The organism is Streptomyces canus 299MFChir4.1 (assembly GCF_000383615.1).
GTDB lineage: Bacteria > Actinomycetota > Actinomycetes > Streptomycetales > Streptomycetaceae > Streptomyces > Streptomyces canus_C.
On record NZ_KB911587.1, the window covers coordinates 213,476 to 234,028 of the forward strand.

Annotated in this window: 18 protein-coding genes; 8 read left to right on the forward strand and 10 right to left on the reverse strand. The window is 71.3% G+C overall.

Features of this window, described 5'->3' with window-relative positions; translation table 11 throughout:
- Positions 1–396 precede the first annotated feature (396 nt).
- From H293_RS0116860 to H293_RS0116870, 3 genes are all read right to left on the reverse strand, one after another.
- Positions 397–792, reverse strand: a complete 396-nt coding sequence (locus tag H293_RS0116860) for a DUF5955 family protein (RefSeq protein WP_020119035.1) — start codon at positions 790–792, stop codon at positions 397–399.
- A complete protein-coding gene (locus H293_RS0116865; protein WP_020119036.1) occupies positions 789–3,107 on the reverse strand; it encodes a hypothetical protein in 2,319 nt (772 codons plus the stop codon). Before H293_RS0116865 ends, H293_RS0116860 begins: the two co-directional genes overlap by 4 nt.
- Positions 3,108–3,210: 103 nt before the next feature.
- On the reverse strand, positions 3,211–4,419 hold the full coding sequence (locus H293_RS0116870) for a pyridoxal phosphate-dependent aminotransferase (RefSeq protein ID WP_020119037.1): 1,209 nt from the start codon (positions 4,417–4,419) through the stop codon (positions 3,211–3,213).
- A gap of 87 nt (positions 4,420–4,506) precedes the next feature.
- On the opposite strand from H293_RS0116870, the gene H293_RS0116875 reads away from it, so the two are divergent.
- On the forward strand, positions 4,507–5,133 hold the full coding sequence (locus H293_RS0116875) for a winged helix-turn-helix transcriptional regulator (RefSeq protein ID WP_020119038.1): 627 nt from the start codon (positions 4,507–4,509) through the stop codon (positions 5,131–5,133).
- A gap of 44 nt (positions 5,134–5,177) precedes the next feature.
- Here H293_RS0116875 and H293_RS0116880 read toward each other — a convergent pair whose 3' ends face one another.
- From H293_RS0116880 to H293_RS0116890, 3 genes are read right to left on the reverse strand one after another with little or no spacing between them, the layout of a single operon-like run.
- A complete protein-coding gene (locus tag H293_RS0116880) occupies positions 5,178–5,987 on the reverse strand; it encodes a hypothetical protein (protein ID WP_020119039.1) in 810 nt (269 codons plus the stop codon).
- Positions 5,987–7,252 carry a VWA domain-containing protein gene (locus H293_RS0116885; RefSeq protein WP_028807912.1) on the reverse strand — a complete coding sequence of 422 codons (1,266 nt, stop codon included), beginning with the start codon at positions 7,250–7,252 and terminating at the stop codon, positions 5,987–5,989. Before H293_RS0116885 ends, H293_RS0116880 begins: the two co-directional genes overlap by 1 nt.
- 45 nt (positions 7,253–7,297) lie before the next feature.
- Entirely contained in the window at positions 7,298–8,785 is a 1,488-nt protein-coding gene (locus H293_RS0116890; protein ID WP_020119041.1) for an IucA/IucC family protein, read from the reverse strand.
- Positions 8,786–8,856: 71 nt separating this feature from the next.
- Between H293_RS0116890 and H293_RS0116895 the strand changes: the two genes are divergently transcribed.
- Both H293_RS0116895 and H293_RS0116900 read left to right on the forward strand, forming a co-directional pair.
- Entirely contained in the window at positions 8,857–10,374 is a 1,518-nt protein-coding gene (locus H293_RS0116895; RefSeq protein WP_051138116.1) for an IucA/IucC family protein, read from the forward strand.
- A 47-nt stretch (positions 10,375–10,421) separates the two neighbouring features.
- The gene (locus H293_RS0116900; RefSeq protein WP_020119043.1) at positions 10,422–10,940 is read left to right on the forward strand and encodes a GNAT family N-acetyltransferase; all 519 of its coding nucleotides are present in this window, start codon (positions 10,422–10,424) and stop codon (positions 10,938–10,940) included.
- A 115-nt stretch (positions 10,941–11,055) separates the two neighbouring features.
- Here the strand turns inward: H293_RS0116900 and H293_RS0116905 are convergent, their stop codons facing one another.
- Positions 11,056–12,537: an RICIN domain-containing protein gene (locus H293_RS0116905; RefSeq protein WP_020119044.1), complete on the reverse strand. Its 1,482-nt coding sequence runs from the start codon at positions 12,535–12,537 to the stop codon at positions 11,056–11,058.
- Positions 12,538–12,839: 302 nt separating this feature from the next.
- Here H293_RS0116905 and H293_RS0116910 point away from each other — a divergent pair, with 302 nt between their 5' ends.
- Both H293_RS0116910 and H293_RS0116915 read left to right on the forward strand, forming a co-directional pair.
- Positions 12,840–13,745: a HipA family kinase gene (locus H293_RS0116910; RefSeq protein ID WP_028807913.1), complete on the forward strand. Its 906-nt coding sequence runs from the start codon at positions 12,840–12,842 to the stop codon at positions 13,743–13,745.
- A gap of 11 nt (positions 13,746–13,756) precedes the next feature.
- On the forward strand, positions 13,757–14,044 hold the full coding sequence (locus tag H293_RS0116915) for an Rdx family protein (RefSeq protein ID WP_020119046.1): 288 nt from the start codon (positions 13,757–13,759) through the stop codon (positions 14,042–14,044).
- 7 nt (positions 14,045–14,051) lie between these two features.
- Here the strand turns inward: H293_RS0116915 and aceB are convergent, their stop codons facing one another.
- Positions 14,052–15,686, reverse strand: a complete 1,635-nt coding sequence (aceB, locus tag H293_RS0116920; protein ID WP_020119047.1) for a malate synthase A — start codon at positions 15,684–15,686, stop codon at positions 14,052–14,054.
- 184 nt (positions 15,687–15,870) lie between these two features.
- Positions 15,871–16,470 (reverse strand): nucleotidyltransferase family protein, encoded by a 600-nt coding sequence (locus H293_RS0116925; RefSeq protein WP_020119048.1) that lies wholly within the window; start codon positions 16,468–16,470, stop codon positions 15,871–15,873.
- 202 nt (positions 16,471–16,672) lie between these two features.
- Between H293_RS0116925 and H293_RS0116930 the strand changes: the two genes are divergently transcribed.
- Entirely contained in the window at positions 16,673–16,957 is a 285-nt protein-coding gene (locus tag H293_RS0116930) for a DUF5955 family protein (RefSeq protein ID WP_020119049.1), read from the forward strand.
- A 34-nt stretch (positions 16,958–16,991) separates the two neighbouring features.
- On the opposite strand, the gene H293_RS0116935 is transcribed toward H293_RS0116930, so the two are convergent.
- Positions 16,992–17,786: an IclR family transcriptional regulator gene (locus tag H293_RS0116935; protein WP_020119050.1), complete on the reverse strand. Its 795-nt coding sequence runs from the start codon at positions 17,784–17,786 to the stop codon at positions 16,992–16,994.
- A 263-nt stretch (positions 17,787–18,049) separates the two neighbouring features.
- Between H293_RS0116935 and allB the strand changes: the two genes are divergently transcribed.
- Together allB and alc are read left to right on the forward strand one after the other, a co-directional pair.
- Complete coding sequence (allB, locus tag H293_RS0116940) at positions 18,050–19,390, forward strand: allantoinase AllB (RefSeq protein WP_020119051.1); 1,341 nt, start codon at positions 18,050–18,052, stop codon at positions 19,388–19,390.
- A gap of 36 nt (positions 19,391–19,426) precedes the next feature.
- Entirely contained in the window at positions 19,427–20,542 is a 1,116-nt protein-coding gene (gene alc, locus H293_RS0116945) for an allantoicase (RefSeq protein ID WP_028807914.1), read from the forward strand.
- Positions 20,543–20,553: the final 11 nt, after the last annotated feature.

A 20,553-nucleotide genomic window follows, 5' to 3' on the forward strand; every position in this document is an offset into this window, starting at 1 on the left:
CCCGCGCCGTCGACCGCTCCCGTCCTGCGATCCGGCGGATGCCGTGTCCGGCTCGATCCGGTCCGGTCCGTCCCGTTGGATCAGCGCCAGCGCGTCCAGCGCGTCCCGCTCGACCAGACAGGCCGCGCCCGGCTCTACGAGGCCCAGCCCCTCCCGATCGACCGAGCCCAGCCCGTCCGGATCGACAGGCCCAGCCCTGAGACCGACCAGGTAGCCGGCTGTCCAGCCCGCAGAACGACCGGCTCGACCAGGTTCGACGCACCCGCCCCTACCCCCCGCCCCCGACCGCTCCCGTCCTGCGATCAGGCGGGCCCGGGCCACACCCACTCGACCCGTTCGCCCAAGTAGCCCTCCGGCACCGTAAGTTCGGGCCCGTCTCCGGCAAGACGCCCGCCCTCAAACCCCCGGCAACCCCTGCACGGACTGCGCGAGTTGCCCCACCGCGACGACGAGCGGGGTCACCGGCTGTACGAAATCGTTGAGGCGGTCGAGGGCCCGTCGCAGGACTGTCCGCTGGGGTTCGGGTTCGTCGAGTTCCTCGCGGAGGCGGCGCAGCTCCCTGGTGGTGGCGTCGGGATCGGCGAGCGAAGCCCGGTGCTCCTCCAGCAACCGCTCGACGTACGCGAGGAGTTCGGCCGTACGCTCGGCGTCCTGCGGCTGGAAGGAGACCGAGCCGGAGTACGCCTGGGCGCCGTGCCCCACCGCCTGGTTGCCGACGTAGTGGGTGCCGCCGCTGATCATGACCCCGTTGTTGACCGGAGGGTCCTGCCGGCCGTCGTCGTTGCCCGTCATGCGGACCTCCTACTTGCCGGACTGGAGCCGGCGACGGGCGCCGCCGCGCCGGACTGCTGCGGGACCTGCTGGGTCGCGGTCGCACCCGTGCCGATCGCCTGGTTGCCGATGATGCTCATGCCGCCCTGCTGGATGAGCCCCTGGTTGAGGATGGTCTGCTGCTGGGCGCGGAAGTCGGTGATGTCGTAGCCGTGCGTGTCGAGGAACACCCGGATCGCGGCGAGGGTGTGGCGCTCCACCAGGGCCGTGATCCGTGCGGCGTCCACGACCTGGAAGTAGTTCTGGTAGTTCGGGCTCACCGCGAGCTCCCGAATGCTGAGCCGGGCGCCGAAGTCGTAGACCGGGTCCTCTTGCAGGGCCCTCAGCTCGTCCATCATGCGTCTGCTGTGCCGTTCCTCGAAGCGGGCCTGCCGCAGCGCCCGGAACGGGGCGGCGAAGAAGGCCCTGCCGGTGCCGGGGACGGCGTCCAGCAGCAGCCCCCGCCGCGCCTCGGGGGAGAGGGGGCCGCGCAGCCGGTCGACCGCGTGGAAGTCGGCTCTCACCGGACCGAGCACGTGGTTGCTGCAGTGCAGGTGGAGTGTTCTGCCCTCGGTCGAGAAGTGCAGGAACACGGTCGGCACCACGTCCCCGCCCCACAGCGGCAGATGAATCGCCAGGCAGTGCCGCACCGCACCGGTCGGACGCTCCATGATCCGCTCGACCTGGTCGGCCGACAGCCGGGCGACCGGGGCGAGGCTCGTGGACCTGATGAACCGCTCGTCGTCGCCGACGGCCGTGCCGCTCGCGAAGACCCGGTCCGTCACGACGAGGGACCCGAGCGCCGCCTCACCGTCCGTCGCCGCGTCGGCCACGCCGGCCGCGGCCGTGGCCCGCAACCGCGCGCGTACGTGGTCGACGAGTTCGGTGACGGTGAAACGCTCCGGCCCGGCGGAACGCGAACCCCCGCCCACGGGATCGTCGGCGGGCAGCAGCGGAACGGCGATCGACCACTGCGAGGCGGCCGCCGAATAACCGAGGAAGGGCGTGTACCCGCTGTACACCGTGACGTTCCCGTCCTGCGCCTCCCGGATGGCCGCCAGCCGCGCGGCCATCCACTTGCGCGGCGGCACGGTCGGGCGTGGCTGCCGGGAGAACGCCTCGCGGGTCATGGTCGTGCGCAGCAGCCGGTCGACGGCGAGGTCATGGCGTACGACCGTCACGTACGCGAGCGCCATCGCCGTGACGGAGACCAGTGCGGCCGGCACCCCGGCCAGGTAGGAGCCCAGCAGCCAGCTCACGAACGCGGGGGTGGGCAGCGAGGAGAGGGCGATCCCGAAGGAGAACGCGAAGAGCACCGCGATGCCCGCCGCGACGGCCGTGCCCACCAGCACCCTGCCCGCGGGCTGGTGCCGGCCGCGGGTGGCCAGACTGGGCCGACCGCCCGCCTGGCGGGTGATCGACAGGAACAGCGAGACGAACAGCAGCCACAGCGGCGCGAACACGGCCACGAGGGCGAACGCGCCCGTCAGCCGCTGATCCCGGCGGTGCCGCATGTCCTGTGCCGTCAGACAGTGCCGTACGACGGTCACCAGGTCGACGTCGGGTGAGGACGCCACCGCGCCGGCCTCGTCGGCCAGTACGTCCTCCACCACGCGTTCGGCGAATCCCTCGTCCACGTAGGCCGCGGCGCACAGATACCGGGTGACGTCACCCGGTGCGCTCCCGACCGGCATGTGGACCGGCGCGGTCGTCATGCCGGGCCCTCCCTCTCTCCAGCGACGCAGCGGCGCCCTTGCGGCGCCCTTGACGGTGCTCGGCACACCGGTGCCCAGGAGTGCGAGCAGGGCGCCGACCGCGAGGCCGAAGAGGAGGGCGCCGCGCAGCATTTCCTTCACCAGGATGTCGGCCGGTTCGAGCGTCACGTCGTCGACGAAGACCTCGTGCATGCCCCACCAGGCCAGGTTGGCCAGTGCCGAGGCCAGCACACCCGCGACGAGGCAGCGGAGCGGGCGCGACGCCCCGCCGGCCCACAGCCGCCGGGCGAAGAACGCGAGCGCGGCCAGCAGGACCAGGACGGCGAGATCGTTGACGACCAGCGAGGACGTGCCGCCGTATCGGTCGGCGGACAGATCCCAGCGGGGCAGGAACGCGGCCTCCACGAGCCAGCGAAGGATCTTGTCGTCGGAAAGCTCTATGTAGAACTTCCTGGTGTAGTAGTCCGAGAGCGGCCGCTGCACCCACGGGCTGCCCGCGAGGACCACGAGCAGCATCAGCAGCGTGAGACGGCCGCGTAAGGCCGAGGGCGTGCCGGACGCACGCCGACGTGACAAGAACATCTGGGGCTCCCCCATCTCCCGGTCCCCCCGGCCCCCGGGATCAGTGGCCGCACTCTATGGCATCCCCGCTCTCACCGACCGTGAACCCCATCCACACCACCAGCTACTGCCGGTACCCGCTCAGGAACCGCCCGATCCGCCCGATGGCCGCCTCCAGGTCCTGCGCGTGAGGCAGCGTCAGGATGCGGAAGTGGTCGGGGGACGGCCAGTTGAAGCCGGTGCCCTGGACGACCTGGATCTTCTCCCGCAGCAGCAGGTCCAGGACGAACCTCTCGTCGTCGTGGATCTTGTGGACCTTGGGGTCGAGTCGCGGGAAGGCGTACAGCGAGCCCTTCGGCTTCACGCACGACACGCCGGGGATCTCGTTGAGCTTCTCCCAGGCCACGGTGCGCTGTTCGTAGAGCCGGCCGCCGGGCGCGGTCAGCTCGTGGATGGACTGGCGGCCGCCGAGCGCGGCCTGGATGGCGTACTGCGCGGGCGCGTTGGCGCACAGCCGCATGGAGGCCAGCATGGTCAGGCCTTCCACGTAGTTGCGCGCGTGCTGCTTCGGGCCGGTGATCACCAGCCAGCCCGAGCGGAAGCCCGCGACCCGGTACGTCTTCGACAGGCCGCAGAAGGTCAGCACGACCAGGTCGGGGGCGAGGGCGGCGACGGAGTGGTGCACGGCGTCGTCGTACAGGATCTGGTCGTAGATCTCGTCGGCGAAGACCATCAGGCCGTGCCGGCGGGCGAGGTCGAGGATGCCCTCGATGATCTCCTTGGGGTAGACCGCGCCGGTGGGGTTGTTCGGGTTGATGATGACGACGGCCTTGGTGCGGTCGGTGACCTTCGAGGCCATGTCGTCCAGGTCCGGGTACCAGTCGGCCTGTTCGTCGCAGAGGTAGTGGACCGCCTTGCCGCCGGCGAGCGTGGTGACCGCCGTCCAGAGGGGGAAGTCGGGGGCGGGGATGAGGATTTCGTCGCCGTCCTCGACCAGCGCCTGAACGGCCATCGAGATCAGTTCGGAGATGCCGTTGCCGAGGAAGACGTCGTCCACGCCGACCTCCAGGCCCAGGGTCTGGTAGCGCCCCGCCACGGCCCGGCGGGCGGAGAGGATGCCGCGCGAGTCGGTGTAGCCGTGCGCCTGCGGGAGCATCCGGATCATGTCCTGGAGGATCTCCTCCGGCGCCTCGAAGCCGAACAGCGCGGGGTTGCCGGTGTTGAGGCGCAGCACGCTGTGGCCGGCCTCCTCCAGTGCGTCGGCGTGCTCGATCACCGGGCCCCGGATCTCGTAACAGACCTCACTGAGTTTGCTCGACTGCCGGAACTCCATGCGCTGCCGCCTCTCCGGTTTCGGATGTTGCTTGGTTTTACCAAGTAGGAGCTTGGAAAGTCCAACAACTTGTCTAGACTGCGTCGCATGTCACCTCGCCGAAGCTACGACCAGTACTGTTCCGCGGCCCGCGCCCTCGATGCCGTGGGCGACCGCTGGACCCTGCTGATCGTCCGGGAACTGCTGTCGGGGCCGCGCCGCTACACGGACCTGCACGCCGACCTGCCCGGCGTGAGCACGGACGTACTGGCCTCCCGGCTGAAGGACATGGAGCGCGACGGCCTGGCCACCCGGCGCCGGCTGCCCCCGCCCAGCGCGGCCTACGTCTACGAACTCACCCCGCGTGGACGCGAGTTGTTGCCCGTTCTCCAGGCCCTCGGCACCTGGGGCGGGCCCGAACTCACCGAACGACGGCCCACCGACGCCGTACGCGCGCACTGGTTCGCGCTGCCCCTGCTGCGCTCGCTGGAGGGCGAGGGGCTCGTCGAAGTGCGGCTGGAGGAGGGGGACTTCCATGTGTACGTCGGCGCGCAGCAGGGTCCGGCGTACGGCGACGGGCCGGCCCCCGGGGAGCCCGACGCCCGGCTCGTCCTGGACGTCGAGACCTGCGGGGCTCTGAGCCGGGGGGAGTTGAGCCTGCCGGACGCGGTGCGGGACGGGCGGGTCGAGGTGACCGGGGACGGAGCGATCGCCAAGGTGCTGCGGGAGGTGTGAGAAAGGCCCGCCGTACCTGAGCACGGCGGGCCTTGGACGGAGCGTCAGGCGCTCGGCGGCACCCGGTGCGGGCGTCCCGACCCGCGCGTCAGCGCATACCCGCCGACCCCCGCCAGCGCGGCGAGCACGCCGCCGATCGCGGTCCACACCCAGCGGTCGGACCACCAGCCGGAGGACCAGCCGTCCTCGGGTTCGATGGCGGACAGCACGGCCGAGTCCTTCGAACCGTCCTTGTCCGCCTCGGACTTCACCGCGATGCCCGGCACCAGCGGCTCGGCCAGCGAACCGTCCACCGCGGCCGAACCGCCGATGTCCTTGGAGTCGACCCGGACCTCGGTGCCGACCGGGAGACCCAGGTCGGCCGTGGTGAGACCGACGGCCGTCAGCCGGACGTAGTACGTGCCCGGCAGTGGGTCGTTGGCCCAGGTCTCCGACCAGGCGCGGACCGTGCGCAGGGTGCAGGCCAGCTCCACCGAGGAGGAGTCCGCGGCGGCGTTGCGGGTCTGGGCGCCGTACTGGCAGGACTGGCGGCGGCGCAGTCCGTCGTACACGTCGACCTGCCAGGTCTGCGCGGCATGGGTCTCGGGCAGCTTCACCGTCGCCTTCACGGTGGGGCGCTGTCCGGCGTCCGCGGGGAACGACCAGTACAGGTAGTCGCCCGTGGAGCCGCTCGCCGTGGCGGTCTGCCCCTGTTCGACCTCGGTCGCCGTACGGAAGGAGGTGCCCGCCTGGGTGGGCGCGTCACCGTCCGCCGAGGCCGAATCCGTGGGCGTGGGCGAGGAGTCCGCCGCGGCCGGCGCGACGGCCAGCCCGAGCAGCAGCAGGGAAACGCTCAACGCGCTTGTGATCCGCATCAGTTGGTCCTCCAGACCGCGACCCGCCAGCGTGACAGCCAGCCCCACAGCAGACCGGCGACGAAGCCGGCGAGGATCAGCACGCCGAGCAGCCACCAGCCGCGCCCGAGGCCGAAGGAGGCCACGTCGCTCGCCTGGGACGGCGCGTCCACGACGTCGACGGTCAGCTCAAGAGGCAGACCCGGGGTGGTCTTCACCCCGGAGGCGGCCGAGAAGGAGTTGGTGAGCTGGAGGCAGACGGTCTCGGCGGGGGCGTCCTCGTCGTCGCTGTCCGCCTTCGGGTACCTGAGCCCCGTGGAGATCACATCGGTACGGCCGTTGCCCGCACCCTCCCCGCGCACGATCTCCCGGCCGTGCACGGTCACCGCCCGCAGCAGCACCCCGTACGACGGGTTCACGGTCCGGTCGGCTCCCACGCTCACCGAGGCCCGCAGCTCCTGGCCCGGGTCGACGTCCACCCGGTACCAGCGCTGCTGGGTGAACTCCTCGCGGTCGGTGTACAGCCCGGACTTCAGCGTGGGCGCGGTGGCGCAGGTCCCGGCGCCCTCGGTGGCCACCGGCGTCACCACCGGGTCGGCCGCGCGGTCCACCAACTGGTTGACCTTGTCGGTGAGTTCGTCGGCGTGCTCGACGGAGGTGTAGGTACCGCCGGTCGCCTCCGCGATGCAGCTCAGCTGCTGCCGCATCTTGGTGTTCGGGACCAGGCCGAGGGTGTCGATGGTCAGCCCGATGCCCTTGGCGGCGATCTCGCGGGCCACCTCGCACGGGTCGAGCGGGGCGCAGGTGTCCTCGCCGTCGCTGATCAGCACGATCCGCTTGGAGGAGGCGCTGTCGGTGAAGTCGCCGGCCGACTTCAGCAGTGCGGGGCCGATCGGTGTCCAGCCGGTGGGCGAGAGCGTCGCCACCTGCGTCTTGGCCTCGGTGCGGTCCAGGGTGCTGACCGGGTAGAGCTGCGCGGTGTCCTTGCAGCCCGTCTTCTGGTTGTCGCCGGGGTAGTTGGCGCCGAGGGTCCGGATGCCGAGCTGGACCTCCTCGGGCGTCGCGTCCAGCACCTCGTTGAAGGCCCGCTTCGCCGCCGCCATCCGGGTGCCGCCGTCGATGTCCGCCGTCCGCATCGAGCCGCTCACGTCGAGGACGAGGTCGACCTGGGGTGCGGTGCCGCCCGTGGGTTCACCGGCTGCCGCCGCGACCGGGAAGGCGATCCCGGCCGTCAGGGCGGCGAGCAGGGCGCACACTCCTGCCGCCAGCCGTTTTCTTGTGATCATCGCCGGATCCTATTGATCAGGTGCGCCGGGCTCCAAAACGGCCGCTCAGAGAAGGGGGTTGGGCAGCTCGGTCCACTGGTCGCCCGGACTCCCCGGCGAGAGCCGCATCAGCGTCAACGCCTTCGCGGGCAGCGGCTGTTCGAGCAGTGCGGCCAGATCGGGGGTGCGCGGCAGCTCCGTTACGGCCCTCTCCAGTGCCCCTCGCAACGCCGCCTCCGAACCCGCCGTACCCGCGAGGGCCCCGGCCACCAGGGAGCCGAACAGCTTGCGCCGCAGGGTCGTCACGTCGTCCGTGACGACCCGCCCGGACAGGGCCGGGACCGGGATGCCGTGCCGTGCCAGCCTGACCGGGCTGACCCGGATGTCGGCGAGGTCCCGGTAGACCAGCCGGAGCGGCGCGCCCGATGCGGACAGGACCACGAGAAGGTTCTGGCCGTGGGCCTCCAGTGCGACGCCGAGCTCCAGGAGCCGCAGCCCGGCAGTGAGGGCCAGCCGGGCGAACTCGGCCAGCCATGCCGGGGATTCGGGCAGTTCCGTGGTGGCGAGGGCCGCCACGGGCAGGACCCGGTCGCCGTACACCTGAGGCGACTCGCGCAACACGGCCGCCAGATCGGGGGAGTTGGCCGTCACCGCCCCCAGCGTGCGGGTGAAGTGCAGGAGGTCGTCCATGCGTGCGGTCAGTGTCTCCGCGAACTCCGAGAGGGTCGCCGACATGCCGATCGAGTAGACGGAGATGTCCCGCACCGAGGACGTGAGCCGTGCGCTGAGCGCGGTCTTCACATGCGGTCCGCCGCCGGTCAGGGCGAGGGTGCGCAGGGACATCAGCGGGTGTGCCTCCACGCCCTCCGTGACGGGCCGCTTCAGCACATGGTCCGCCTGCCACGGATGCACGGGCAGCAGCAGCCGCTCCCCGTCCCGCAGCTCCGCCGGCCACGCGCCCCTCAGCAGGCACTCACCGGCCGGCACGGGCAGCAGCCCCAGCCGTACCAGCGGCCGGTGCTCGGGCCCGTAGGCCAGTTGCTCGGCCACCGAGAAGCCGGGCCGGGAACGGCAGTTGGGGTGGTACGGATGCCCGTCGACGATCCGCTGCTCCCACTCCCAGTCGTGCGCCGGCCACTCCTTCGAGCGGGGCGGCTGTCCTGCCCTCGACAGCGCCATCGACGCGACACTGTCGGCGAGTTCGGCCGCGAAGTCCGCCCCGTGCGGTACGCCGAGACCGGTCATCACACGCGCCGGATCGTCGTGGACGACCTCGTCGAGCCGTACGGCGGTGACGTGGGCGGCGGTGGCGAACGGGTCCGGGTGCGGGCCGTGCAGCCGGCGGCCGTCCGAGAGGCGCAGGGTGAGTCCTTCCCGGCCGGCCTCCCGAGCCACGATCCACGGCAGCGGCTCGTGCGTGAGCCCCCGCCACAGCCGGGACAGCACGGCCGCGCGGGCGCCGGGCAGCTCGGCCGCGTACCGCGCCACGAGATCGGGGCGCAGGCCGGCCAGCTCTTCGGCGAACCGGGCCTCGGCGGCGGGGGGACGGTGCACGGGCGGACTCCTCGGATACTGGTGACACAGCGGGACCGTGACGGCAGACATACTGATCGTCATCGCCCCAGATGAACCGTAGAGAACGAGTGAACCGCGTGGACCTCCCGCCCCTGCCTGCCGACAGCGCCGGCGCACACCGCGCCGACGCGTACGCGGCGGCGCCCCTGCTGAACTGCCTGCTGCGCGAGGTCGCCGTGCCGCTCCCGGACCCCGGCGAGCACAGGGTGTACCGGCTGCCTAGCGGGCGCCTGCTCAGGGTGCGGGGCGAGAGGCGGCCCGCCGAGCCCGAGGTGCGCACGGCGGCCGGCTGGCGGCGGGTCGGGCACACCGAACTCGTGAAACTCGTCGCCGAGGAACTGACCCGGCACACCGGAGTGTCCAACCACGAGCTGCCCGCCGAGATGATCGACAGCCGGGACGCGGTGGCCGCCCTCCTCACGGCAAGAGGCCGGGCGACGGCGCCCGACGACCCGTACCAGCGCTCCGAGCAGTGCCTCGTCACCGGCCACCCCTACCACCCCGCCCCCAAGGCCCGCGGCGGCGGCCCCGTCGCCACCTGGCTGCCGTACGCCCCCGAGGCCCACGTCCGTTTCCCGCTGGTCCTGCTCGGGGTGCGCGAGGACGCCGTCGTGGAGGAGGGGGACACCGCGGCCCTCGACACGCTCGGCGAAGCCCCGCCCGGCTACCGGCTGCTGCCCGCCCACCCCTGGCAGCTCGACCTGGTGAACTGCGCGGCGGCCTTCGCGGACGGCCGCCTGGTCCGGCTCGGCACGACCGCCTTCGAGACCTGGCCGACGGCCGCGATCCGCACGGTGTACGCCCCCTCGCGGGACCTCTTCCTCAAGTTCAGCCTCGACGTCCGCATCACGAACGACATCCGGCGGCTCTGGCGTCACGACCTGCTCACACTCCGCCGTACGGATCAAGCGGTCGTGAACGCCTTCGCCGCGGGTCCCGGTTCCGCCGCCTGGCTGAGCGACCGCGGCTACCGCACCGCCGACTTCGCCTTCGAGGAACTCGCCGTCCTGGTCCGCGACGGTCTGCGCGACCATGTGCGGCCCAGGACGACCCCGCTGCTCGCCGCGGCCCTGGTGGAGGGCTTCGAGGGCAACCCGCTCGACGGCACCGGGGACCCGGCGGCCTGGTGGGAGGCGTACCTGGGCGCGGTCGTCCCGCCCGCCCTCGCGGCCTTCGCCGACCACGGCGTCGTACTCGAGGCACACCTGCAGAACACCCTGGTCGCCGTGGACGGCGACGGTACGCCCGTGCAGGCGCTGTTCCGGGACGCCGAGGGCGTGAAGCTGCTGCCGGACGTCCCGCGCGCGGCCGGGTGGGAGCGGCTGGTGTACTGCCTGGTCGTGAACCACCTGTGCGAGGTCGCCGCGGCCCTCGCCGAACGCCGGCCCGGCTTCGACCCCTGGCCCGCAGCCCGCCGCGAACTGTCCCGCCACGACCTCCCCGAAGCCGCCGCCCTCCTCACCGCGCCGACCCTGCCCGGCAAGACCAACCTGCTGCTGAGGTGGACGGGGGCGGACGGGGCGGACGCCCGGTACCTGCCGCTGCCGAACCCACTCGCCGGCGCCTGATCCGAAGGGCGCCGAACACCGGGGAGCCGCGTCATAGGGTGGCCCGCATGAGCATCGACGATGTCGCGCTGCGCCCCTTGGCCGAGGACGACCTGCCGCTCATGGAACGGTTCCTCACCGACCCGGAGGCCGCCGCACCCTTCCAGTGGTTCGGCTGGTGGGACACCGGGCGCTGGCGGCGCCGGTGGGCGGAGGACCGACTGCTCGGTGACGACGCAGGGCACCTGATGGTGGTGAGCGGCACGGAGCGGCTGGGGTTCGTCGCCTGGCGGAAGGTCAGGCCCACGCCGACCACCTCGTACTGGAACATGGGCATCGGCCTGCTGGCGGAGGCGCGCGGACGCGGCGTCGGGACCGAGGCGCAACGGCAGTTGGTCCGCTACCTCTTCGCGCACACCACGGTCGTGCGGATCGAGGCGGACACCGAGGCGGAGAACATCGCCGAGCAACGCGCCCTGGAAAAGGCGGGGTTCACCCGCGAAGGCGTTCTGCGCAGCGTCGCCTTCCGCGACGGGCAGTGGCGTGACGGCGTGCGCTACAGCATCCTGCGCGGCGACCTGGCCTGAGCGCCCGCGCTCCCCGGCAGCCAGGACCGGCCGCAGGGCGGTCCGGAGCCCTCAGGCCCCGGACCGCACGGGCGCACGCCCACCTCTCAGGCCGACCGGCTCTGTGAGGGACGGGTCAGGAAAGGCTCCACTGCTGGCTGGTCGCGCCGGTGCCCGTCTCCTGGTCCGCCGCCGCACCCTGGGTGGTCGAGCCGGCGACGCCGATGTTCAGGTCGCTGCCGACCCCGGCGAGCAGGTACGTGCTGCCGGTGTAGCTGCCGACCAGGTCGAGGAACCACTGCTGGTTGGCTCCGCCGTTGCAGGTCCACTGCTGCAACTGTGCGCCGGTGGTGGTCGACCGGTTCGGTACGTCCAGGCACAGGCCGCTCTTGACGCTCTTGAGCGTGTAGACGTTGTCGGCCACCTTCGTCAGGGTCCACTGCTGGTTGGCGCCACCGTTGGAGGCCCACTGGATGATCTTGGCGCCGTTCGCCGTGGAGCCGCTCGACACGTCGACCAGCAGGGAGCTGTTGCCGTTCTTCAGAGTGTGGGCGCCCTCCGACGGAAGGCCGCTGCCGGCGCTCCAGGTCCCGGCGGCGGTGTCGAGGGACCAGGTGGGGTACTGGCCGAGGTTCACCGTCGTGCCCCGGATGGTCAGCGGCAGCCAGATCAGCTTCGACGCGCCCAGGTCGGAGGTGTCCCAGCGGTCGCCCGCGTAGAGGTAGGTGGTGCCGGAGGTGCCCTGGACGGTGATGACGTTCGCCGTCTGGCTGCCATAGGTGTGGGTGCCGGGGGCGGCGAAGTTCCGGAACGCCGACCAGGGGCCGCTCAGCGAGGTCGCGGTGGCGTAGATGTTGTCGTTCAGGCTCCAGCCCGTCAGGTGGGAGCCGAACACGTAGTACATGCCGTTGATCTTCAGCATGGCGGGCGCTTCGACGCTGCCGCTGCTGCCGAGCACCGCCACCGCGCTGTCGACGGAGAGGTAGTCGGCGGACAGCCTGTCGATGCGCAGCCCGTTGTTGCGGTCCTCGCTCAGCAGGTAGGCGGTGCCGTCGGTGTCCTGGAACAGGCCGAGATCACGGCTGAGATTGCCCAGCGGCCGGAAGCTGCCCCGGTAGGTGTAGGGGCCGCAGGGGGTGCTGCTGGTGGCCACACCGACCTTGGCCTCGGAGTAGTTGGTGCTGTCGATGTGCAGATACATCACGTACGTGCTGGTCGACGCGTTGTAGATGACCTTGGGCCGCTCCACGACCCGGCTCGGTCCGAGATCGCCGCTGCTCTGCCGGCTCAGGGCCTGGCCCTGGTAGGTCCAGGTGGCGAGGTCGGTCGAGGAGTAGCAGGTGATGTCCTGGAAGGACGTGTCCGCCGAGGTCTCGCCGGTCTTGTCCTCGCCGAAGCCGTACCAGGTGGTGCCGACCTTGACGATGCCGAGGCCGTGCAACTGGAGGGTGTTGCCGTTCGTGTCGGTGCGTGCGGCGCCCGTGGTGAACGACACCGTGGCGGCGTGCGCCTCCGCCACCGGGAGCAGGAGGGCCGCGAGGGCGCCGAGCAGGGTCAGGAGGGCCGCGCCGGCTCTGCGCCGTCGGCCGCCCGGCCGACGAGATGTTCCTTCGGACATGCGTTTCCCTCTCCGCTCCGAACAGACGGATCCCTGCCGCCTGGCGGGGACCAATGAGAGGGCCGATGACATGGTGGCGTCAATGAGTGCGATCGATTTTGTTCGTTCTTGACCCGCGCCCCCTCTGTCCGATATTTCGGCCATCCGTCCTGCGTGAACGAAGGGTTGACCTCTCGCACGAAGAGGGGCTACAACTTCGCCGTAGTCGGAATCTGTCACCTGCTGGTCGGGTTTGTTTGACCGTCACCCTCGTCCGGCGCCGCGGACGGGTCGGCGATCACCGCGGTTACTATGCTCACTTCATGCTGAGAGAGGTCACCGCGACCCGTTACGTCGAACCCCTGCGCTCCGGCGGCTCGGTCCCCGGTGTCGTCGAGGCCGACGACCTGGGGACGTACGTCGTGAAGTTCACCGGCTCCGCCCAGGGCCGCAAGGCGCTGGTCTCCGAGGTGATCGTCGGTGAGCTGGCGCGGGCGCTGGGGCTGCGCTTCCCCGAGCTGGTCCTCGTGCGCTTCGACCCGGCGATCGCCGACAGCGAACCGCACCAGGAGGTCCGGGACCTCCATGCGGCGAGCGCCGGGGTGAACCTCGGCATGGACCACCTGCCGGGTGCGCGCGACTTCACTCCCGAGATCGCCAGGACCTTCCCCGTGGACCCGCTGGAAGCCGGCCGCATCGTCTGGCTCGACGCGCTCACCGTCAACGTCGACCGCACGGTCCACAGCTCGAACCTGATGGTCTGGCCGACCCTGGGCATCGCGCCCCCGCGGCTGTGGCTGATCGACCACGGCGCCGCCCTCGTCTTCCACCACCGCTGGGAGGGCACGGACCCCTCGAAGTCCTACGACTTCCGCCACCACGCCCTCGGCCACTACGGCCCGGACGTCCGCGCCGCCGACGCGGAACTGGCGCCCAGCGTCACCCTCGACCTCCTGCGCGAGGTCACCGCGGCCGTCCCCGACGCCTGGCTCAACGACTTCGCGACGCCGGCCGAGGCACGCGAGGCCTACGTGACGTACCTCCACGCGCGCGTGCGGGCCTCCGGGGCGTGGCTGCCCACCGACTTCCCCTCCCGGGACGAACTCGCCGCCGAGGAGGCCCTGCGGGCGGCGAGAACACAGGAAGGCCGGCCCCAGTGGCTGAAGCGGGTCCCCGACCTGCACGGCAAACCGGCCGCGGAACAGGATTGGTCGGTGCACCTCGGATGACGGAGCCTCTGATGACGGAGCTTTCTTCGCCCACCCGGCGGGTCGAGATCGAGTACTGCACCCAGTGCCGCTGGCTGCCGCGCGCGGCCTGGCTGGCGCAGGAGCTGCTCACGACCTTCGAGACCGAGCTGACGGAACTCGCCCTGAAGCCCGGCAAGGGCGGGATCTTCGTCGTGCGCGTCGACGACGAGGTCGTCTGGGACCGGAGGGAGCAGGGCTTCCCGGAGCCCACGGCCGTCAAGCAGGCCGTACGCGACCGAGTGGCCCCGGGGAAGTCCCTGGGCCACCCGGACAAGTGACGGTACGTCAGCCGCGCAGCTGCTCGTACGCCGGAAGCGTCAGGAAGTCCGCGTAGTCTTCGTCGAGGGAGACCTGGAGCAGCAGGTCGTGGGCCTGCTGCCAGTGTCCGGCCGCGAAGGCCTCCTCGCCGATCTCCTGGCGGATGGTCGCGAGTTCCTCGGCGGCGACCTCGCGGGCCAGTTCCGGCGTGGCCTTCACGGTGTTTCCCTCGTGCTCGAACTCGACGCCCGCGTTGATCCACTGCCAGATCTGCGAGCGCGAGATCTCGGCGGTGGCCGCGTCCTCCATCAGGTTGAAGATGGCCACCGCGCCCAGTCCGCGCAGCCATGCCTCGATGTACCGGATGCCGACCTGGACCGCGTTGACCAGGCCGTTGTACGTCGGCCTGGCCTTCAGCGAGTCGATCGCGATGAGGTCGGCGGCCTCGACGTGGACGTCCTCGCGCAGGCGGTCCTTCTGGTTGGGCTTGTCGCCGAGGACCTTGTCGAAGGACTCCATGGCGATCGGGACCAGGTCCGGGTGGGCGACCCAGGAGCCGTCGAAGCCGTCGCCGGCCTCGCGGTCCTTGTCGGCGCGGACCTTCTCGAAGGCCACCTTGTTGACCTCGGCGTCCCGGCGCGAGGGGATGAAGGCCGCCATGCCGCCGATCGCGTGCGCGCCGCGCTTGTGGCAGGTGCGGACGAGGAGTTCGGTGTACGCGCGCATGAACGGGGCCGTCATGGTGACCGCGTTGCGGTCCGGCAGGACGAACTTGGCGCCGCCGTCACGGAAGTTCTTGACGATGGAGAACAGGTAGTCCCAGCGGCCCGCGTTCAGCCCCGAGGCGTGGTCGCGGAGTTCGTAGAGGATCTCCTCCATCTCGTACGCCGCCGTGATCGTCTCGATCAGCACGGTCGCGCGGATGGTGCCCTGCGGGATGCCGGTGTACTCCTGCGCGAAGACGAACACGTCGTTCCACAGGCGCGCTTCGAGGTGCGACTCGGTCTTCGGGAGGTAGAAGTACGGGCCCTTGCCGAGGTCGAGCAGACGCTGGGCGTTGTGGAAGAAGTACAGCCCGAAGTCGACCAGGGCGCCGGGGACCTGGGTGCCGTTCGCGTCGACCAGGTGCCGTTCGTTCAGGTGCCAGCCGCGCGGGCGCATGACGACGGTGGCGAGCTCCTCGTCGGCCCTGAGGGCGTACGACTTGCCGGACCTCTCGTCGGTGAAGTCGATGTTCCGGGTGTACGCGTCGGCCAGGTTGACCTGCCCGAGCACGACGTTCTCCCACGTCGGTGCCGAGGCGTCCTCGAAGTCCGCGAGCCACACCTTGGCGCCGGAGTTCAGGGCGTTGATGGTCATCTTGCGGTCGGTGGGACCGGTGATCTCGACCCGGCGGTCGTCCAGGGCCGCGGGGGAGGGGGCCACCTTCCAGGAGTCGTCCGCGCGGATCGCGGCGGTCTCCGGGAGGAAGTCGAGCGTGGAGGTGCGGGCGATCTCGGCGCGGCGCTCGGCGCGGCGGGCGAGGAGCTCGTCACGCCGGGGCGTGAACCGGCGGTGCAGCTCGGCCACGAAGGCGAGGGCCGCCTCGGTGAGGACCTCCTCCTGTCGCGGCAGGGGCTCGGCGTCGACGATGGCCAGCGGGGACGGCGCTGGTGCGGACATGAGCGGTCACTTCCTTCAGCGGTGGCACCGGGTGCCAGTCGAACCGGGTACGCGAGCGGCGCCCCTCGCAGGGGTAGGGCGCTTCTGAGCAGTGGATACTAGTTTCCTCATCGTGGAAGTTCAATGGTTTGTTGATGTCGAGATTCTCCGGGTCGAGCAAGGGTGGCTCTGCGTGCCACCGAGTTCACTCAAGGTGCGCCAGATCCTCGGGCGTGTCGATGTCGTACGGCTCGGCCACGTCCCCGCACTCGACGAGTGTGATCGCGCCGTGGTGCTCCTTCAGATAGGCGCGTGCCCCCCGGTCGCCGGTCGCAGTCGCCGTGATCCCGGCCCAGTGCGCGGCGCCGAGGAGGACGGGATGCCCGCGTACGCCGTCATAGGCGGCCGAGGCGAGCGAGGTCTCGTCCTCGTACGCGGCGAGCACCCGGCGCACGGCAGCCGCCCCGATGCCGGGCTGGTCGACGAGCGAGACCAGCGCGGCCCGCGCCCGCGTTCCGGCGAGCGAGTCGAGCCCGGTCCGCAGCGACGACCCCATGCCGTCGGCCCACTCCGGGTTCTCCACCAGCACGCAGTCGCCGAGCTCGGCCCGCTCCCGTACGACCGCCGCGGCCGCTCCCAGGACCACGTGCACGCGGGTGCAGCCGGCCGCCCGCAGGACGCCGACCGCGTGTTCGATCAGCGGGCGTCCCCGGTGCGCGAGCAGTGCCTTGGGCCGCCCGCCGAGCCGCCGTCCGCCGCCCGCGGCCAGCAGCAGTCCGGCGACCTGCCGTTCGTTCTCCGTCATGCGTCCTGCATACCTGACGCGTCGGTGTGCGCCGGGTTTCGGGGGGCTGAATTTCGGTCCGCACGGTGGCGCGCGGCGCCCTGCGTGGCGTTTACTGACCCGCGTCCCTCGGGGCCTACCGACACCGAAGGGCCTTCACGACGCCGGGGCGCACGGGTGTGCGAGGGGGAGAGCTGTGTTGCGGAGCGTGGGGCAGAGGCCAGTGACCGGCAGCGACAACGATCCGAGAGTGGCGGAACTGCGGACCGCGGTGTCCCGGCTGCGCCGCGACCTCGCCGCGCACCCGGCCGAGTTCCCCGACCGGGGCATCGCCGAGGACGAACTCGCCGCGCTGGCCGCCATGACGATCGACGGCGCCCCCGAAGTCCCGCGCCTGCGGCGGTCGTTGCTGCTGATCGCCGGGGCGATCGGATCGGTGAGCGCGCTGTCGCGGGGGCTGACGGCGGTGCGTGACGCGGTGGAGCTGTTCGGGGAGCCGCGCCGCTAGGGCCTGTTGGAACCCGGCCGGTGCTGTGAGTCCGTCACGCCGGGTTCTGGCTGGCCAGCGCCTCCGACAGCTCCGACGCCACCTGCTGCAGCACCGGCACGATCTTCTCGGTGGCCGCCTCGGTGACCCGGCCGGCCGGGCCGGAGATCGAAATGGCGGCGGCGGTGGGGGAGTTGGGCACCGACACCGCGAGGCAGCGGACGCCGATCTCCTGTTCGTTGTCGTCGATCGCGTAGCCCTGGCCGCGCACGTCCTTCAGGGCCGCGAGGAAGCCGTCCGGCGTGGTGATCGTCTTCTCCGTCGCGGCCGGCATGCCGGTCCGGGAGAGCAGGGCGCGCACCTCGTCGTCGGGGGTGTTGGCGAGCAGGGCCTTGCCGACGCCCGTGGAGTGCGGCAGGACCCGCCGGCCGACCTCGGTGAACATCCGCATCGAGTGCTTGGAGGGCACCTGGGCGACGTAGACGATCTCGTCCCCGTCGAGGAGGGCCATGTTGGCCGTCTCGCCGGTCTCCTCGACCAGACGGGCGAGGTAGGGACGGGCCCAGGTGCCGAGCAGCCGGGCGGCCGACTCGCCGAGGCGGATCAGGCGCGGGCCGAGGGCGTAGCGCCGGTTGGGCTGCTGGCGGACGTATCCGCAGGACACGAGGGTCCGCATCAGACGGTGGATGGTGGGCAGCGGCAGCCCGCTGCTCGCGGACAGTTCGCTCAGTCCGACCTCTCCGCCCGCGTCCGCCATCCGCTCCAGCAGATCGAAGGCGCGCTCGAGGGACTGGACCCCGCCACCGGCGGACTTTGCGGAGTCGGTGGTGCTGGCGCTGGACGTCGGCACGGCGCGTTCCTTTCGGGGCTGCCTTTCGGGTCTGGGCAGGAGGGCAGAAGCCTACCCGGCAGTCGGTTGACTCCCCGCTGGTGCATAGCTACGTTCTGCTTGCTGGAATCCTAATTCCGCTTTGTGGAAACGTCCAGAGTGTCGACGCAAGACGCACCCTGGGGAAGTGTGCCCTTGACGGCGCCCGACCGGGAGTGAAGACTCCTTCAACAGAAAGTTGAATTCCGTTACGCGGAAGTTAACGGCGGCAGAGAGGGGTCCGGGTGTCCGACACTGAACTGGTGCTGCGCTCGACGCGCGTCATCACGCCCGAGGGGACGCGGCCCGCGTCGGTCGCGGTCGTCGACGGGAAGATCGCGGCCGTACTGCCGTACGACGCCGAAGTACTGTCGGGCGTCCGCCTGGAGGACCTCGGGGACGACGTCCTGCTGCCGGGTCTGGTCGACACCCATGTGCACGTCAACGACCCGGGCCGCACCGAGTGGGAGGGCTTCTGGACCGCCACGCGCGCGGCGGCGGCCGGCGGCATCACCTCCCTCGTCGACATGCCGCTCAACTCCCTCCCGCCCACGACGACGGTCGACCACCTGCGGACCAAGCAGGAGGTCGCCGCCGACAAGGCCCACATCGACGTCGGCTTCTGGGGCGGCGCCCTGCCCGACAACGTCAAGGACCTGCGGCCGCTGCACGAGTCGGGTGTCTTCGGCTTCAAGGCGTTCCTGTCGCCGTCCGGGGTGGACGAGTTCCCGCATCTCGACCAGGACGGACTCGCCCGCTCCCTGGCCGAGATCGCCTCCTTCGGCGGGCTGCTGATCGTGCACGCCGAGGACCCGCACCACCTGGAGGCCGCCCCGCAGCAGGCCGGTCCCAAATACGCCGACTTCCTGGCGTCCCGTCCGCGCGACGCCGAGGACACGGCGATCGCCCAACTCATCGCCCAGGCGAAGCGGTTGGACGCGCGCGTGCACGTGCTGCACCTGTCGTCGAGCGCCGCGCTCCCGCTGATCGCCCAGGCCAAGGCGGAGGGGGTGCGCATCACCGTCGAGACCTGCCCGCACTACCTCACCCTCACCGCCGAGGAAGTCCCGGACGGCGCCAGCGAGTTCAAGTGCTGTCCGCCCATCCGGGAGTCCGCCAACCAGGACCTGCTGTGGCAGGCGCTGGCCGACGGCACCATCGACTGCGTGGTCACCGACCACTCCCCGTCCACGGCCGACCTCAAGACGGGCGACTTCGCCACGGCGTGGGGCGGCATCTCGGGCCTCCAGCTGAGCCTGGCGGCGGTCTGGACGGCGGCGCGGAAGCGCGGTCACTCGCTGGAGGACGTGGTCCGCTGGATGTCCGCGCGCACGGCCGAGTTGGTGGGCCTGGACGCGCGCAAGGGCGCCATCGAGGCCGGCCGTGACGCCGACTTCGCGGTCCTCGCACCCGACGAGACCTTCACCGTGGACCCTGCGGCCCTCCAGCACCGCAACCGCGTGACGGCCTACGCGGGCAAGACCCTGCACGGAGTCGTGAAGTCGACCTGGCTGCGCGGCGAACGCATCGTGGCGAACGGCGAGTTCACCGCTCCGAAGGGCCGACTGCTCACCCGTACGCCCTGATCACCCGCACCGGCAACCCCAGAAAGGCACATGTACGTGACGGCGATTCCCAGCTTCACCGGCGACGCGAACCCGTACGGCGGCGGTGACCCCTACGCGGACTACCGCACCGCCGACTTCCCCTTCACCCAGTACGCCAACCTCGCCGCACGCACGCTCGGCGCCGGAGTCATCGCCGCCAACGACGAGTTCTTCGCCCAGCGCGAGAACCTGCTGATGCCCGAGCGGGCCGAGTTCGACCCCGAGCACTTCGGGCACAAGGGCAAGATCATGGACGGCTGGGAGACGCGGCGCCGCCGGGGCGCCTCGGCCGAACACCCCTGGCCGACGGCCGAAGACCACGACTGGGCGCTGGTGCGCCTGGGCGCGCCCGGGGTGATCCGGGGGATCGTGGTCGACACCGCGCACTTCCGCGGGAACTACCCGCAGGCGGTGTCGGTCGAAGGCACGTCCGTGGCAGGCTCCCCGTCCCCGGAGGAACTGCTGGGCGGCGACGTGAAGTGGACGACGCTCGTTCCGCGGACGCCGGTCGGCGGCCACGCGGCGAACGGCTTCACCGTGTCCCTGGAACAGCGCTTCACCCACCTGCGGGTCAACCAGCACCCCGACGGCGGCATCGCCCGCCTGCGCGTGTACGGCGAGGTCGTCCCGGACCCGGCGTGGCTGGAGGTGCTCGGCACCTTCGACGTGGTCGCCCTGGAGAACGGCGGCCGGGCGGAGGACGCGTCCAACCTCTTCTACTCACCGGCGTCCAACACCATCCAGCCGGGCCGCTCCCGCAAGATGGACGACGGCTGGGAGACCCGCCGCCGCCGTGACCAGGGCAACGACTGGATCCGCTACCGCCTGGTGGCACAGTCCCAGATCCGGGCGATCGAGATCGACACGGCGTATCTGAAGGGGAACAGCGCCGGCTGGGCGTCGGTGTCGGTCCGCGACGGCGAGGACGGCGACTGGCGGGAGATCCTTCCGCGCACCCGTCTCCAGCCCGACACGAACCACCGCTTCATCCTGCCGGCCCCGGCGGTGGGCACGCACGCGCGCGTGGACATCTTCCCGGACGGCGGGGTCTCCCGTCTGCGGCTGTTCGGTTCGCTGACGGAGTCGGGTTCGGCGGCACTGTCGGCGAGGCACCAGGAGCTGGGCGGCTGAAGCGAAGCTTC